Annotated in this window: 17 protein-coding genes; 1 reads left to right on the top strand and 16 read right to left on the bottom strand. The window is 38.1% G+C overall.

What is annotated here, in order from left to right:
• The 4 genes from cysK to ACE38V_RS21785 form a co-directional block, all read right to left on the bottom strand.
• Complete coding sequence (gene cysK / locus ACE38V_RS21800) at positions 1-924, bottom strand: cysteine synthase A (protein WP_375844693.1); 924 nt, start codon at positions 922-924, stop codon at positions 1-3.
• A 75-nt stretch (positions 925-999) separates the two neighbouring features.
• On the bottom strand, positions 1,000-1,707 hold the full coding sequence (gene mtnN / locus ACE38V_RS21795) for a 5'-methylthioadenosine/S-adenosylhomocysteine nucleosidase (RefSeq protein WP_375844691.1): 708 nt from the start codon (positions 1,705-1,707) through the stop codon (positions 1,000-1,002).
• A gap of 33 nt (positions 1,708-1,740) precedes the next feature.
• Positions 1,741-2,379, bottom strand: a complete 639-nt coding sequence (locus ACE38V_RS21790; RefSeq protein WP_375844689.1) for a class I SAM-dependent methyltransferase — start codon at positions 2,377-2,379, stop codon at positions 1,741-1,743.
• Positions 2,380-2,515: 136 nt separating this feature from the next.
• The gene (locus ACE38V_RS21785) at positions 2,516-3,346 is read right to left on the bottom strand and encodes a uroporphyrinogen-III synthase (RefSeq protein WP_375844687.1); all 831 of its coding nucleotides are present in this window, start codon (positions 3,344-3,346) and stop codon (positions 2,516-2,518) included.
• Between the two features lie 97 nt (positions 3,347-3,443).
• Here ACE38V_RS21785 and ACE38V_RS21780 point away from each other — a divergent pair, with 97 nt between their 5' ends.
• Positions 3,444-3,674, top strand: a complete 231-nt coding sequence (locus tag ACE38V_RS21780; protein WP_375844686.1) for a YrzA family protein — start codon at positions 3,444-3,446, stop codon at positions 3,672-3,674.
• A gap of 405 nt (positions 3,675-4,079) precedes the next feature.
• Here ACE38V_RS21780 and ACE38V_RS21775 read toward each other — a convergent pair whose 3' ends face one another.
• The 12 genes from ACE38V_RS21775 to alaS form a co-directional block, all read right to left on the bottom strand.
• Positions 4,080-4,703, bottom strand: a complete 624-nt coding sequence (locus ACE38V_RS21775) for a YrrS family protein (protein WP_375844685.1) — start codon at positions 4,701-4,703, stop codon at positions 4,080-4,082.
• Between the two features lie 159 nt (positions 4,704-4,862).
• The gene (locus ACE38V_RS21770; protein WP_375844684.1) at positions 4,863-6,632 is read right to left on the bottom strand and encodes a peptidoglycan D,D-transpeptidase FtsI family protein; all 1,770 of its coding nucleotides are present in this window, start codon (positions 6,630-6,632) and stop codon (positions 4,863-4,865) included.
• 94 nt (positions 6,633-6,726) lie between these two features.
• A complete protein-coding gene (greA, locus tag ACE38V_RS21765; protein WP_375844683.1) occupies positions 6,727-7,200 on the bottom strand; it encodes a transcription elongation factor GreA in 474 nt (157 codons plus the stop codon).
• A gap of 144 nt (positions 7,201-7,344) precedes the next feature.
• The gene (gene udk, locus ACE38V_RS21760) at positions 7,345-7,980 is read right to left on the bottom strand and encodes a uridine kinase (protein ID WP_375844681.1); all 636 of its coding nucleotides are present in this window, start codon (positions 7,978-7,980) and stop codon (positions 7,345-7,347) included.
• A 7-nt stretch (positions 7,981-7,987) separates the two neighbouring features.
• A complete protein-coding gene (locus ACE38V_RS21755) occupies positions 7,988-9,259 on the bottom strand; it encodes a peptidase U32 family protein (protein WP_375844679.1) in 1,272 nt (423 codons plus the stop codon).
• Positions 9,260-9,297: 38 nt separating this feature from the next.
• Complete coding sequence (locus ACE38V_RS21750; RefSeq protein ID WP_375844677.1) at positions 9,298-10,227, bottom strand: peptidase U32 family protein; 930 nt, start codon at positions 10,225-10,227, stop codon at positions 9,298-9,300.
• Positions 10,228-10,232: 5 nt separating this feature from the next.
• Positions 10,233-10,871, bottom strand: a complete 639-nt coding sequence (locus ACE38V_RS21745; RefSeq protein ID WP_375844675.1) for an O-methyltransferase — start codon at positions 10,869-10,871, stop codon at positions 10,233-10,235.
• Between the two features lie 273 nt (positions 10,872-11,144).
• Complete coding sequence (mltG, locus tag ACE38V_RS21740; protein ID WP_375844673.1) at positions 11,145-12,287, bottom strand: endolytic transglycosylase MltG; 1,143 nt, start codon at positions 12,285-12,287, stop codon at positions 11,145-11,147.
• A 310-nt stretch (positions 12,288-12,597) separates the two neighbouring features.
• Complete coding sequence (locus tag ACE38V_RS21735; protein ID WP_375844672.1) at positions 12,598-12,885, bottom strand: DUF1292 domain-containing protein; 288 nt, start codon at positions 12,883-12,885, stop codon at positions 12,598-12,600.
• A 66-nt stretch (positions 12,886-12,951) separates the two neighbouring features.
• Positions 12,952-13,368 (bottom strand): Holliday junction resolvase RuvX, encoded by a 417-nt coding sequence (ruvX, locus tag ACE38V_RS21730; protein WP_375844670.1) that lies wholly within the window; start codon positions 13,366-13,368, stop codon positions 12,952-12,954.
• Positions 13,349-13,639: an IreB family regulatory phosphoprotein gene (locus tag ACE38V_RS21725; protein WP_075982400.1), complete on the bottom strand. Its 291-nt coding sequence runs from the start codon at positions 13,637-13,639 to the stop codon at positions 13,349-13,351. Before ACE38V_RS21725 ends, ruvX begins: the two co-directional genes overlap by 20 nt.
• Before the next feature lie 117 nt (positions 13,640-13,756).
• Entirely contained in the window at positions 13,757-16,390 is a 2,634-nt protein-coding gene (gene alaS / locus ACE38V_RS21720; protein ID WP_375844667.1) for an alanine--tRNA ligase, read from the bottom strand.
• Positions 16,391-16,928 lie beyond the last annotated feature (538 nt).

The following is a 16,928-nucleotide window of genomic DNA, read 5'->3' as shown; positions in this document are numbered from 1 at the left end:
TTAAATCCCTCCTTCAAATATTTTCTTACTTAAGTATCTCTCGCTGCCATCTGGAAAAATCACGACAATATTTGTTCCTGGCTTCGCTGTTTCTGCTTCTTTTAAAGCCGCATAAAAGGCGGCTCCCGAAGAACTACCGACTAATAATCCTTCTTTTGCTGCCAATTCTTTTACTAGACGAAAAGCGTCATCATCTGAGACCGTATGGATTGCATCAAAATAGGTTGGATCCATAAATTCAGGTAAGAATTCCATGCCAATTCCTTCTGTTTTATGAGGGCCCGATTCTCCCCCGTTTAAAATGGAGCCTACCGGTTCAACAATTACGGTTTTAATTTCCTCTTTTTTCTCTTTCAGGTAACGAGCGCTTCCCATAAATGTTCCACCTGACCCAGCTCCTGCGACAAAAACATCAATTTGTCCATCCAGTTGACGCCAAATTTCCGGTGCTAAAGTTTTATAATACGTTGCCGGGTTTGCTTTATTGGAAAATTGCTGTGGACAAAAGGAGTTAGGAATTTGCTTAACCAATTCCTTTGCCTTACTTATCGCACCTGTCATACCTTCCTCAGTTGGCGTATGGACGATCTCCGCACCAAGTGCCTTCATTAAGGCCTGCTTTTCTGTACTAAATTTTTCTGGAACACAGAGAATAACCTTTACATGTCGATGAATAGCTGCTAATGCAAGACCAATTCCCGTATTCCCGGCAGTAGGTTCAATCACTGTTCCACTCGGCTTTAATTCCCCAGACTGGAAAGCAGCATCTAATAATTCTATCCCCAGTCGGTCCTTTACACTCCCACCAGGATTCAGAAATTCTAATTTGGCAAACACTTTAACCTTTTCAGGCAATGAGAAGTGGGTTATTTCCACAATCGGTGTTTGACCGATTAATTCATGCACATTTTTATATACTTGCATAATTTGATGTACCACCCATCAATATATTTCTTAAAAACTTGTGCCTCACTATAATTAAAAGTAATTCATGAAGACTTATTGCTTATTGATTTTTATCGCATCTACAATTTTCATCACAAGCGTCGCAGAATGCAGAGCCGCCTTATCTAAAAACTGATCAAAGGATACATTCGATTCTTTTCCTGCAATATCTGATAAAGCACGAATAATCACAAATGGAGTGCCAAATTGATAGGCCACTTGCGCAATCGCTGCTGCTTCCATTTCCACAGCCTGCAACTCTTGAAATTTACCCCTGACAAATTCAACGCGTGCAGGATCATTCATAAAGGAATCCCCCGTTGCAATTAATCCTTTAGCCACTTTAATATCCTCGATTTCTTTTGCACATTCCAAAGCTATGTCGACGAGCTTTGCATCAGCTGTAAATGCCGGAGGAAGTTGAGGAACTTGACCATATTCATATCCAAAAATCGTAACATCGACATCATGGTGTCGAACCTCAGAAGAAACGACAATATCGCCCACATTTAAGTTGGAATTATAACCTCCGGCAGAACCTGTATTGACTACGATATCCGGTTTGAATTTTTCTAAAAGAATGGTAGTGGACATGGCCGCATTCACTTTTCCAATACCTGAACGCAATAAGATCACAGCCATTCCATTCATGGACCCCCTGGTAAATTCACAGCCTGCTATCGTTTCTTGTGTCTTATTTTCTATTTTGTCCCGAAGTAAGGTTACTTCTTCCTCCATTGCACCAATGATTGCGATTTTCATTCCTTTACCTCTTTCTTTCAATTATTTACGAAATTAGCTTTCCTTTACACATTCCATAATCCAAACAAAATTATTGCATTGATTGAATGTAACAGAGAAACCCTTGCTCGTCGCGATTTTTTCTAATATAGGAATCGTTGTGTAATATTCCCGTTGCAAATCTTCAGCGAGATTAAGAAAGCCTTTATTCAATGCATCTTGAATCGCCTCTTTATAGGCTTCTTCAGATTCATACATTGTATCCGCGAAAACTATTTTACCACCTGGTGCTAAAAATTGACCATAGGTGTGAAAGGCTTCAGCCTTTTCTTCATCGGTTAAATGATGAAAAGCATAGGTGCTCACTATTGTATTGTAGGGATAGATCGGAAATTTCAGGAAATCCCCGTCAATAATATCTGCTTTATGTTTTAATTTCTCCGCGGCAATCTTTCTCATTGCTGGTGAAGGCTCCACTCCTGTCACCTTTAAACCTCTTCCCATCAGCTTTGCTGTCAGATTACCTGTACCAGTTCCAAACTCTAGGACATGACCTAATGATCGAGAGGCCACCTCGTCTAAGATTCTTTCATAATGCAAAAAAACATCCTTATATTCTGGGTCTTGCCCCGTAACACTTTCATCATAAGAATCCGCCCAATTCTCGAATAACTCAATAAACTCTTTTCCCATGTATGACACTCTCCGATGATTATACTTTATAATTCCTATAAGTATACTACGAATTAAAATAAAAGACGTTTTTACTTTAACATAGCCGTAAATTTTTTTCAATAAAAGAAATTTACAGTTCACGCATTTTCAGATTTTATTCATGTTGAAATGGTCTTCTTTCAGACTGGTAATGATGAGACAGTTCGATAATCATTGCACCCATTCTTTCATTTTGGGGGACTAGATATTCCTCAATTCCTTCCTCACTTAAAGCTTCCGCCGTTACTTTTCCGACTGCAACAGCTAAGGCTTGGCTTTTAAAAGCCTCCATCAATTCCTCATATTGACCTGTTTCCTTTGCAAATGAAAATAATGAACGGACTTGAATCGCTGTCGTAAAACAGATAGCGTCAATTTCATTCTGTTTCAACTCTGTGCATAACTTCTGAACGGTATCTCTTTGCGGGGGAATGTGGCGATATGGCAGAAGCTGCATCACTTCGGCACCCCTTTTCTCTAAAAAAGAAATCAATGCTGGCGCCTTTTCTCCATGTAACTGAACCATTACTTTTTTGCGATGAAAATCAACCGATTCTAGCTTTCGGATTAGGCCCCGATTAGTCCCGTCATCATCTACTATACTTGGAGTAAGGCCGATTTTTTTTAATGCCGCAAATGTTTTATATCCCCTTGAAGCTACATTAGCTTGATGAATACACGCTAAAAATTCCTCGCCAACACCCATTTTTTCACTCATATCAATCAAAGTAGTTAAACCGATTCCTGTTGTAAAAATCGTCCAATCTGCCCCAAAGTTAATAAAATGGTGGATATCCGATTCCAATTCCTGTTCTGCTAAGAAAACCGTTCCCTGTAGTGGACGAAGAACGGGAACTCCACCCTGCTTTTCAATCAAAATGCTCATTTCTTCCGTTTTGCGCGATCCTGCAATCACGATTTTCCTTCCATCAAGACCCTTATTCATTTCTTCTCCCCATTCCTAACTTTTTCCACCATTATACTATGTTTTTATTAGAAAGTTAGTTGCTGAATCAAACAGAAAAGAATTAAAATAAATAAATATGATAATAAAAGGAGAGAGTCCGTTGAATTTCCAATTAGAGATGATTGAGGATAAAATTGAACTTTTTGAAGCACTTGATCTTAAATCCTTAGAAAAAAAGATTAATGATCAGATTGAAATAAATAAAGCCATCCTCCTAGGAGTCCATTCAGTTTCTCATCAAATGCATGTTGACGAGAAGGGAAGAACTCTTTATAGCGCAGTTGTTCATTTTAAAGCAAAAAAATAAAGTGAAACTTCCATCAGTGGGGGTTTTCGACGCACAGGACGTGCTAGTGCAGACGTTGCGACAGGACGTCGCGCTTTTAGTCTGCCGTTCATCCCCCACTGATGGTTAGTCACGCAAAGCCTGATTGATTTTTCTAAGGGCTGAAGCCCAAAGAAAAATCTTATTTCACTTATCACGCTCATAACACCACGTCCTGTGGCTTCGCCTGACTAGGACCTTAATCCCTCGTCGGACCTTTACGGACAGTTGATCTCCCACTTATCTTCTTCGTATTCTCAGAATCTTGAAGTGGGAGTCAAAATGTCCGTTAAGAGTGGGATAAACAAAAAACCTTCGTACTAGATTGCATTTATCTAGCACGAAGGTTATAATTCGATCCCTATGGATTGTGAAAAAGATTCAAATTTAGTTAACAGATTCTACCTTGGTAGGTTTCCAGCCAGCGCCATCAACCCATTCAATATAAACTTTATATTTTTTTTGCTGTGTCTTATCTAATACCGTACCAACCGATTTATTTGGTCCATTATTTCCTAAAAACAATACAGTCATACTGCCTTCATCGACATTTGTTGCATAAGAGAGGGCCTTCAGCATTTCCTTCCAGTCTTGTGAATTCGTATCATAGACTGCTGTGTGCTCTCCCGTTTGTGTTGTGCCAACAGGCTGCCAATCGGGGTTAACGGTCGTTTTTTCTGAATTTTCCTCGGTTCCGTTTGCAGAATTTCCTGTTTGCTTTGAATCGTTATTTTCAATATCAGAAGGAACATCTGACGTGGTTTCTTCACTATTTGATGAGGTTTCTACTGAATCATTCTTTTCTTCCTTTTGTTCCTTATTCACATCTTGCTTTTGTTCTACTTTATTTTCCTTTTGACTTTCATTTTTCGAATTACCTCCTAAAAAAATGTTATAGGAGATCACAATGATCAGTATGAGAACAATGGCAATTAAACCATTTAAAATCAAATTTGTTTTTCTTCTCTTGGACCTTTGTTCAGAACGTGATGAGCGAAATTCATCATTCAAAGGTACTCCCTCCCTTTCATGAGTCAGCGACGGATTTTATCATATCTTCTATCAAACCATATTCTATCACGACTTTTCATGAACATGAATCAATATGTTAAAAAACATCAATGAAAAATAGTATATCAAATCACGGTTAAGAATCAAGTGGAAAAAGGATTATTGTTTTGATGGATGATCTTCATCATATATTTCCTTGACTGCACTTGCAAACAATGGATTGACAGCCCCTTCATCTTCATAAACACCTAAATTTACCGTCACTAAAGCATACTTTGGATTTTTATAGGGAAAGTATCCAGCAAACCATTTGTTATGAAGTTGTTTTCCCTTTATATAATGATCTGTTTCTGCCGTCCCTGATTTTCCAGCAACCTCATATGGAAGTTCCTGGAACCATCTCCCTGTTCCATTCTGATTAGTCACAACACCTCTTAGGAGCTTTTGCAGCTTCATCGCGGTAACAGGAGAAATCCTATCACCATCAAGCGCTTCCTTATCAAAATCAAGTAATGTCGAACCATTTTTATATTGGATTGCAGAAGCGACTCGAACGCTTTCTTTCTTTCCCCCTTTAGCAATGGTCGACATCATGTTTGCAACTGCAAGCGGCGTTGCCCTTACTTCATGCTGGCCAATTCCTGATAAAGCCACATAATTATCATCCTTTTTTTCCTCTTCATTCAAAAAGACCCTTCCCGCTTCTTCATCCTGAAATTGTTGAAAATGATCCAAATGATAAATGGTATCTTCCCATCCTACCGTCCCCGTTAAAGAAAGCTTTTCTGCATACTGGCTCAACAAATCCGGATTAATGTCTTTTAGCTCCTTCGCAAGAGTACCAAATGTATTATTACAACTCACCCCAAAACTATCACTGAAATTTAGCATGCCATGATGATAGACGAGATCTGGTTCTCCATTTATTTTTTTATTACAATCAAACATTCGACTGGAATCATCTAATTGATGATCGATTGCCGCGGCTGCGACAACCGTTTTAAAAACTGAACCCATTATCTGTTGCGTGAGCATCATATTTTTGATCCCGCTTGTTTTTTCATTAAAAGGATCCTTTTGATTTATACTTGGACGTGATACTATTGCAAGAACACTATTTGTTTTAATATCTAAAAGAACTAATCCCCCATTTTTAATACCTTGTTCATCTACTAATTTTTCCATCGATTGTTGTAAATGATGATTAATGGTAGTTTTCACATTCACCGGATAGAAGGGATTTGCCGGCTCGACGTATTTCACATTGATGCCAAATAATGGCCCTCCTTTTGCATCGACATGATAAACAAGCTTTGATTCTCCTTCTGGCAAAAGAAACTCGTCAAAGCTTTTTTCAAGTCCCGAAAGACCTACTAAAGTTTGCGAAGACAATTGTTTATCAGGATAACGTTTCTTCAAAAGAGTGGCATTTTCTCCTGTAATCCCTATTAGTTGTTCTGCGAGTGAGCCTGAAGCATTATATTTTTTCTCAACAGCAAACACTCCTGGAATCTTGAGATCATTAATTTCTTTCATTTGAGCATCTGTTAATCTAAGCGGTTGCGGTTTTCCATAAGCAAACGGTTCTTTCGCTTGATTAACTGCTGCACTTAACTTATTTTCGGTTATCCCGATAATATTTGCAACCTTCGTACGATCCCAATCCATATTTTTCAAAAATGGAAATAGGATTAACACAGGTACATTTTTTGATGTTAATGGTTCACCCGAACGATCAATAATTTCCCCCCTTCCATTATCAATAACCATCTCTTGTGATCGCTGTTTAACACTTTCCTCCAATAGGTTAACATCATGACTGGTAAAGCTCTCAGTAGAAATCAATTGCACTTCAATCAATCTGCCAATCAAAAGGCCAATCATTGTGATAAATATTCCACCAATAATAACCGCTCTTTTCCTCCACATAAAAAAACACCTCGTCAAAAGTGTTGACGAGGAATATTATTTTCAAACTATTAAGTTAAATCAAACGGTAATTATTTTTGTACAATCATCAAATTTATTTTACAGAAATAATTTTGACGTTCATTTCTCCACCAGGTGTTTGGACTACCACTTCGTCGCCAACTCTTTTACCCATTAAGCTCTTAGCGATTGGTGAATCATTAGAGATTTTTCCCTCAAACGGATCAGCCTCTGCGCTACCTACGATTGTATAGGTTTCTTCCTCTCCGCCAGGAAGTTCAATAAATGTTACGGATCGTCCAAGTGATACTGTGTCACCGCTTGCATCTTCATGAATGATTTTGGCATTACGAATCATATTTTCAATTGTTGTAATTCGACCTTCAACAAAGGCTTGTTCTTCTTTTGCAGAATCATACTCTGAGTTCTCTGATAAGTCCCCAAAACTACGAGCAATCTTTATCCGTTCCACTACTTCTTTTCTTTTAACGGTTTTAAGATATTCAAATTCTTGCTCTAATTTTTCCTTACCAGCTAATGTCATTGGAAATTCTTTCTCTTGTGACAATTGTCTTCACTCCTAACTCACAACCTACTTTTCCATGATTGTGTCTCTAAATTATGTAATGGCATTCAAAATGAATAAATGCAGAGGAGCGCGTCTAAATAGACGCGCATATTTTAATCTTTTTATATTTTCTATGCTATTGTTTCATAAAAATGATTTTTGTTCAAGGATTGTTTGTATCTTCGTTACCATTAAATCAATTGCAACATGGTTATGTCCACCTTCAGGAATGATAATATCGGCGTATCTCTTGGTAGGCTCGATAAATTGATTATGCATCGGACGAACTACATTTACATATTGTTCGATAACTGAATCCATGGATCTGCCTCTTTCCTTAATGTCACGAGTCAATCGACGAATGATACGAAGATCCGCATCCGTATCAACAAATAATTTAATATCCATGAGATTGCGTAAACCTTCATCCTCAAGCACCAATATCCCTTCTAAGATAATGACATCCTTTGGCTCCACTTCAATAACTTTATCTGAACGAGTGTGAATGGAATAATCATAGACCGGCTTTTGGATCTTTTCATAATTTAACAGCCTCTTTAAATGATCAATTAAAAGATCTGTATCAAAAGCAAGTGGATGATCATAGTTGGTTTTCAATCTTTCTTCAAAAGGCAGATGAGATTGATCCTTATAATAATAATCTTGCTCAAGCATTAAAATGGAGTGACCATGAAAGCGTTCATAAATGGCCTTAGTTACACTTGTCTTCCCTGAACCGGAACCCCCGGCTACTCCAATAACAATCGGCTTAGGTTTCATGATTCAATTATAGCTCCTTCCGCATCATGTTGTTAGGGTAAACCGGTTTTTCCAATTTAAATTGAACGATTTGCATTGGATGACGCGCTGCATCGAGTTCATTTCCGTCTTCATCCCAGATTTTATCAATAACGGCAGCGAAGTTCTCGATTTCTGGACCAAAGAATTCCACTTCCTGACCTGGTTTAAAATGGTTTCTTTGTTGCAAAGTAACCATTTTGGTTTCGAGATTGTAGTCCAAAACAAGACCGGCAAAATCAAAAGTAGTCTTTTTGCTATGATTGCCAAACATTTGCTCTTTATACCCTGGAACACCTTCAAAAAATGAAGGTGCTGTATCGCGATTCGCACATTTATCTAGCTCATCTAACCATTCTTGTTTAATAACAAAATGATCAGGGTCTGCACAATAAGCATCGATGACTTTGCGATAAACACTCACAACGGTTGCAATATAGTGAATTGATTTCATTCTTCCTTCAATTTTCAAGCTGTCAATTCCTATTTCAATCATACGGGGGATGGACTCAATCAATTTTAAATCTTTCGGACTCATGGCAAATGGCTCATCATTTTCACTGAAAAGAGGATTTTCCTGATTGCCTTCTAACTGGTATAAATCATAATCCCAACGGCAGCTTTGGCAGCAGCCTCCGCGATTCGAATCACGAGCTGTCATATGATTACTTAACGTACAACGTCCAGAATAAGCAATACACATCGCACCATGAATGAAGGTTTCAATTTCAATATCGACCTTTTCTTTCATCTCGCGAATTTCATCTGCGCTTGTTTCACGGGCCAAAACAACGCGTTCTAAGCCCTCTTCCTTCCAAAACTGCACAGCCTTCCAGTTGGATAAAGATTGTTGTGTACTTAAATGCACTTCGATTTCCGGGGCAAGGCGTTTGCAGGTTTCAATAATTAATGGGTCCGCTACGATGACCCCATGAATTCCTGCTTGCTTTAATCCTAAAATATATTCCTCAAGCCCATCAATATTTTCATTATGAGCATAAATATTAGTTGTCACATAAATCTTAGCACCGTACTCTTTGGCGAATTCTACGCCCTCTTTCATTTCTTCAAATGTAAAATTATCCGCGTTAGATCGAAGACCGTATTCCTGGCCTCCGATAAAAACTGCATCAGCACCATAATGAACCGCAATTTTCAACTTTTCTAAGTTTCCTGCAGGTGCAAGCAACTCAGGCTTTTTCACAATGATGCGTTTGCCATCAACTACTTGTGAAATCGGCTCTCTAGCTAACGTAGTCATCTTTTTACCTCCTTAAGTTTTATCCATTTAACACAAGTTTAATACACCGTTTCCTTAAAGAAAAACCCTGTATCGAGCGGGCGATTTTCTGGTTGAATTTCTTCAATTTTTTCTAAAAGCTCGTCCTTTTCATCCTCATATTGATCAGGATTTTCAACACATAGATCAATCGCTTTACGGTATAGCTTCGTCACCGCAATCATATAATCGGGTGTTTTTAATAATCCATCAATCTTGAAGGAATCGATTCCTGCCTCAACCAATTCCAGCAGCTCATCAATCATACAAATATCATTTGGACTCATAATATGTGTTCCATTGATATCTTCAAAAATCGGATATTTATTTCCGCGCTCTTTATCATAAAGGAACATATCCTTTTCTAATTTTCGATTCCCGATTTCCATGACTTTCCCTTGATATTCAAAATAATTACCAAGAAGTGAACGCTTTGATTGAAACATCGTTGTCATCCCATGGATTTGAACTTCCATTTCCACTTCTGCATGCTCTTTCATTTCAATGCAGGCGTCCATACTAATTTCTCGTGCTAATACGGCACGTTTGGACCCTTTTCTTCCCCAATAATTACATGTATACCAATTCGTACCTGTAGTCTCTGTACTCCAGTGGAGCTTCATATTTGGTGCCGTTTCACGGGCAACCATTAAGACGGCAGGATCACCAAAAATAATCGCATCTGCGTTTGCATCCTGAAGGAAGCGAATGTAATCCGCCAAATGTTCCACCATTTCATTATGAAAAATGGCATTCATTTCCACATATACTTTTTTCCCTTTTGAATGAGCAATTTCAATTGCTTCCTTAACATCCGTACGTGAAAATTCACCTGCTAAACGCAATCCATATCTTTGTTCTCCAATAACAAAAGCGTCCGCCCCAGCATCAATAAGTGGAGCAATATCAGCTACGGATGTTGGAGTGACCAAAATTTCAGGTTTTCCCATTATGTTCACCTCTTCTTACTAATTGCAATTCCATCTCCGACTGGCAAAATCACAGTTACATACTCAGGATGATCCATCAGCCAAAGATTAAAACTCTGTATTTTTTTCACTAAGTTTCTCGTTCTTTTATTTTCAATCGTACTTTCTGCTACTAATCCTTTAAATAATACATTATCCGTCATGATTATTCCCTGTTCAGTTAAAAAAGGAGAATAGAATTCAAAGAATTTCTTGTACTGTCCCTTGGCAGCGTCAATAAAAATACAATCATATGGTCCATACTCTTGTATCTCCTCCACCACCTCTAAAGCATCACCTTTAATCAAAACAATCTGTGACGTAACATCGGCTTCCGTAAAAAACTGCTCCGCAACTTCATAACGTTCCCGATCTCTTTCAATGGTCACAACGGTTGTTTTAGGAACAGCCTCAACCATTCGGATAGCAGAATATCCAATTGCCGTTCCTACCTCCAAAATCTTCTTTGGTTGATGGATTCTAAGCAATTGAAGCATGACTTCGATACCGGTTAATTCCATGATAGGAACATGATGAACCTCTGCATATTGTTCCATTCGACCTAAAAGCTCTGATCTTTCTGGAATCAATTGTTCCATATAATTATGCAGCTTTTCATTGAACAAGCTGCCTCACCTCTATCCTTACATACTAATTAATCATTGAATTTTAGTCGATAAACTTAGTGATAAATGAAATTTGGATTAATTTTTTAGACATGAAAAAATAGCGTTCACAGGGTGTTAGTACATAAAAAGCTCATTTATGCACGAGAAAGGCTAAAACATTCAACTAGCCCGCCAAAACTGTGTTTTACGCTATCACTAAATCCATTTAAACACTTTTTCTATTTTACCATAAAAATATGAGGAAAGCTAATCCTGCTTTCCCCAATTTCTTCATGATGGATCATTTTTTGTTATATGCTCTGCCTTTTTTTCATTATGCTCTTCCAATGATTTTGAAAAAAGGACATCTCCATCTGCAGTAGCTAAGAAATATAAATAATCCGTTTTTGCAGGATTAATCGCAGCCTCGATAGACATAACCCCAGCGTTCGCAATCGGTCCCGGCGTTAATCCTTTATTATTATAAGTATTATAAGGATCCGCAATTTCTAAATCTTTATAGACTACTCTTTCTTTATGTCTACCTTGTGCATAAAGGACTGTTGGATCCGTTTGCAGAGGCATATTTTTCTTCATGCGGTTATAAAAAACACTCGAGATTTGATTACGATCTACCTTCTCCGTCGCCTCTTCCTCAATTAAGGAAGCCATTGTTAACACTTGATGAGGGGTAAGCTTCTTTGCTTCCATCGCTTCCCTTTGTTCACTTAATACCTCATTTGTTTTATCAAGCATATAAGTGACAATTTCATCTAAGGTTGGATTCTTTTTATAGAATGGATAGGTCGCCGGAAATAAATAACCCTCTAGTGGATATTTAATATTTTTATCTAAAATTTCATTTGTTAAGAGATTAGGATATTTATCCATCAATGATTTTATATATTTTTTATCATTTAATTGCTTAAAAATATCATCGGGATTTCGATTGGTTTTCTCTGCAATAATATCAGCAATTTGCTCCAGCTGCTTACCTTCAGGAATCGTAATCTTGAATACAACCTTTTCCATTAATTTTCCCGTCTTCAAACGATCAATAATTTGTGGAAGAGTCATGGAAGGCTTTAATTTATATTCTCCCGCCATAAATCCTGATTCATTTCTAAATTTTACATAATATTTAAAAACATGAGCATTTTTAATAATTCCTTTATCCTCTAGGATTTGGGCAATTCCTGATGTACTCGATCCAATTGGAACCTCAACGGATATTTCCTTCTTATTATCTCGGTCTAGCGGCTTTAATGCCGAATGAATATAAAAATATCCTCCAATAACCACAGCTACTATAAGCACAAAAAGTGAAAGAGCGACAATAGAAACAATTTTCCTCACTACTCTTGCTTCCCCTTGTTTTTCAAGCAGCTTTTGCCGGATATATTCTTTTTTTTCATTTTTGTTTTCTAACGACAAATATTTCCCCTCCGATCTCCAATGCGATACACGATTCTCCATATTTCTCGAATCATTATACTATATTTTTCTGTTTACGTCGCAAGAAAATACAAAAAAAGTCAAAGGGGCTAATAATAAAATGGATGGTTCTTTTTAAAAACCTTCTGCTTATTGGAGTTAATTATTTGGAGGCTCATTGGGACTGTTTGAGCGAATTCCATAGCAGTCGAATCCGAATCAGAAGCACTATTATAGAATGAAATCTATTTGAAAACAGTAATAAAAAAAGACTGACCAATTATGGCCAGCCTTCTTCATGATGAATTTCTTAATCTTCATCCTGCTCTTCTAAAAATGTATTAAGCATTTCTTCAATTAGATCCCATTCTTCTTCTGTCTCGATTGGCATTAATTCACCATCATTATTATCTTCGCTTGGAATAAATGCAGATGCATGAATCTCAATATCCTCTTCATCGTCCTCATCTGCTCCAATTGGATAATACAAAACGTAGGATTTGCCAAACTCTTCTGAGTCAAATGTGAATAGAACTTCGCATAATTGCTCGTTTCCTTCTTCATCTACTACTGTAATATTATTTTCTCCGTGATTCATTCTAGTCACCTCATTATGCTTTTTTCAAAAATTCCTTAGCCCAAAGGGGCATGTCCTCTTTAAGACTTACTTGATACTGTCTAAATAGCCCTGCAAGATAAGCACCGCTGCCATTTTATCAATTACTTTTTTTCTTTTTTTACGGCTGACATCTGCTTCTAAAAGGACACGTTCAGCTGCCATTGTTGTTAATCGTTCATCCCAAAGGACAGTTGGTAAGCCGAATAGTCTTTCTAGTTCACTCGCATAGAACTTGCTTGCTTCCCCTCTTGGACCAATCGTTCCATTCATATTTTTGGGCAAACCAACGACTACTTTTGTTACTTGATACTCCTTCAACAGTTCCCCAATTTGCTCAAAACCATATTGATTTTCTTCTTCATTAATCTTTATGGTTTCCAAGCCTTGGGCTGTCCAACCAAGCTCATCACTTAGAGCAATACCGACTGTTTTCGAGCCGACATCAAGACCCATTATCCGCATTCATCTTTTCCTCACGTTGTTTTTTCAAATAGGATTTCACAAGCTCTTCAATGATTTCATCTCGTTCAAGCTTACGAATAATATTACGGGCATCGCGATGACGAGGGATATAAGCTGGATCACCTGATAGGAGGTAACCAACTATTTGATTAATAGGATTATACCCTTTTTCCTGCAGAGCCTCATAAACTTGAAAAAGCACTTCATTCACATCATGCTCAATTGGCTCTTCAGGAAAATTAAATCTCATCGTTTTATCAAATGAGCTCATTTTATGCACCCCGCTTTATTGAACCCGACAATCACTCCACATATTCATCGAATGAAGAATGATGTCGAATAATAGCCTGCTTGTAATACCTTCATTTTACACTACTTTTTCCCAATATCAAATGGATTTAACCCATTCTTCAACAAATTGAAGAGCGCTATCTAATTTTTGGGCGTCCTTTCCACCCGCTTGAGCCATATCTGGACGTCCGCCACCGCCACCACCACAGCGAGTTGCCACTTCTTTAATAAGTTTGCCAGCATGGAATCCTTTTTCGATTAAATCCTTCGTTACACCTGCGATTAAATTCACTTTGCCTTCGTGTGCACTTCCTAGGACAATAACAACTGAGCCTAATTGCTGCTTTAATTCATCAGCCATATTTCTTAAATTATTCATATCTGTTGCTTGAACTTTTGCAGATAATACGGTTACCCCATTGACTTCTTTCGCCTTATTTACGAGACTTCCAGCTTCAATATTGCCCAATTTCGTCGTTAATGATTCATTTTCACGTTGAAGTTCTTTCATTTCAGCTAGTAAATTTTCAATTCTTGTCACAATATCCTTTGGATTTGTTTTTAATTTGCCAGCGGTTTCTTTTAATAATCCAATTTGGTCATTCATTAATTTATAAGCGGATTCTCCGGTAACAGCTTCTATTCTTCTTGTTCCGGCCCCAATCCCACTTTCTGATATAATTTTAAATAACCCAATGACTGATGTATTTGGTACATGGCAACCCCCACAGAGCTCAAGGCTATAATTTCCTACTTGAACGACGCGAACAATATCTCCATATTTTTCACCAAACAGAGCCATGGCTCCCATCGCTTTTGCTTCATTAATATCCTTTAACGTGATAAACACATCCAGGCTGCGCCAAATTTGTTCATTGACAATCGTTTCAATTCTCTCTAATTCCTCTTGTGTTATTTGGCCAAAATGAGAGAAGTCAAAGCGAAGGCGTTCTGCTTCCACCAATGAACCAGCTTGGTTAACATGCACGCCAAGCACATCCTTTAATGCTTGTTGTAATAAGTGGGTTGCGGTATGATTTTTGATAATTTGACTGCGGTTATGGTCATCAATTTTTGCCGTAACTTTAGCATTTGTTAAGAGCTTACCTTTTCGAACGATTGCACGATGTAAATGCTGACCGTTTGGAGCTTTTTGTACATCCTTCACTTCAATTAAGATGCCATCTGCCTCTAATACCCCAGAATCAGCAATTTGGCCGCCACTTTCAGCATAGAATGGCGTTACATCAAGAATGAATTGAATTTCATCTCCCGCTTCTGCCTCTTGAACAATTTGACCATTCTCAAGCAGCACGGTAACAGTTGAATCAGTTACTAGCTTTTCATAGCCAACAAATTGACTTTCGATTTTGATTTCACCAAGCACGCCGCTTTGAACTTGCATAGAGTCCACTTCTTGTCTCGCTGCACGCGCACGCTCACGCTGAAGTTCCATTTCCTGCTCGAAACCTTGGTGATCAATACCCATCCCTTCTTCTTCAGCATACTCCTCTGTTAATTCAACAGGGAAACCATAGGTATCATATAAACGGAAAATATCAGCTCCTGATAAGACCTTGCCGCCTTTTTCCTTCTCGTTCTTAATCATGGAAGCAAGAATGGCTAATCCTTCATGTAAAGTTTCATGGAAACGTTCTTCTTCATTCTTAATTACCTTTTGGATAAATTCTCCGTTTCCTTTTACTTCTGGATAGAAATCAGCCATGATCTCCCCAACCACAGGGACAAGCTCATACATAAATGGACGATTGATTTGAATTTGTTTGGCATAGCGAACAGCACGACGAAGCAAACGGCGTAAAACATAACCACGCCCTTCGTTTGAAGGAAGAGCTCCATCTCCAACAGCAAAGGAAACGGTTCTAATATGGTCTGCAATGACTTTAAAGGCAACATCCAATTCATCACTTGAACCATATTTCACACCCGAAATTTCCTCTGTTGCCCGAATAATCGGCATAAATAAATCCGTATCAAAGTTTGTTGGAACGTTCTGACATACAGAAGCCATCCGTTCTAATCCCATTCCCGTATCAATATTCTTCTTAGGAAGTGGTGTGTAGGTTCCATCAGGATTATGATTAAATTCTGAGAACACTAAATTCCATACTTCAAGATAGCGGTCATTTTCACCACCAGGGTATAATTCCGGGTCATTTTCGTCATTTCCATATTCAGGTCCCCGATCATAAAAAATCTCTGTATTTGGTCCGGATGGCCCTTCACCAATATCCCAGAAGTTCCCTTCTAAACGAATAATTCGCGCTTCAGGAATCCCTATTTTTTTATGCCATAAGGCAAACGCTTCTTCATCCTCTGGATGAATCGTAACGGAAAGCAACTCGGGATCAAAACCAATCCATTTTGGATCCGTCAAAAATTCCCAAGCCCACTCTACAGCTTCTTCTTTAAAATAATTTCCAATGGAAAAGTTTCCTAACATCTCGAAGAATGTATGATGACGCGCGGTTTTCCCAACATTTTCGATATCATTGGTACGAATTGATTTTTGTGCGTTCGTAATCCGAGGATTTTCTGGAATAACACGCCCATCAAAGTATTTCTTTAGCGTTGCCACACCACTATTAATCCAAAGTAAGGAAGGATCATCATGAGGAACTAGTGAAGCACTTGGTTCAATGGCATGTCCTTTCTCTTTAAAGAAATCCAAAAACATTCGACGGATCTCAGATCCAGTTAATTTTTTCATGCAAAACACAGCCTCCTATTTATTTCAAATCTTTTTGACAATATAAAAAGCCCTCATCCCCAAAAAACAGGGACGAGAGCTAACTCGCGGTACCACCCTGATTATGGATACGACTTCATCGTAAAAGTAACCTCTACGAACAAGTCTTAAAATACTATCCATCTCTCAATTAACCTTAACGCGGCTAGACGGCAGATTTTAACTGCACTCCGGATTAGCTTTCTGTTATCCTTCATCTAGAATTTCTTTCAGCCTCGGAAATCCCTCTCTTATGTGCTAAGCACTCAGATGGACTATAACATAATTGACCCTTCACCATTTTTACACTTTTATACTCTATCTACGAATTATAGCGATAGAAAAATACGTTTGTCAACGTTGTTTAACGAAAAAGCAACATACCTATAAAAATATTTATCCCACTCTTAACGGACATTTTGACTCCCACTTCAAGATTCTGAGAATACGAAGAAGATAAGTGGGAGATCAACTGTCCGTAAAGGTCCGACGAGGGATTAAGGTCCTAGTCAGGCGAAGC

This window comes from Cytobacillus sp. Hz8 (assembly GCF_042263505.1).
In the GTDB taxonomy this organism is placed as follows: Bacteria; Bacillota; Bacilli; order Bacillales; family Cytobacillaceae; genus Bacillus_BE.
The sequence above is the reverse complement of the archived record's forward strand: the minus strand, read 5'-3'. Positions and strand labels throughout refer to the sequence as shown.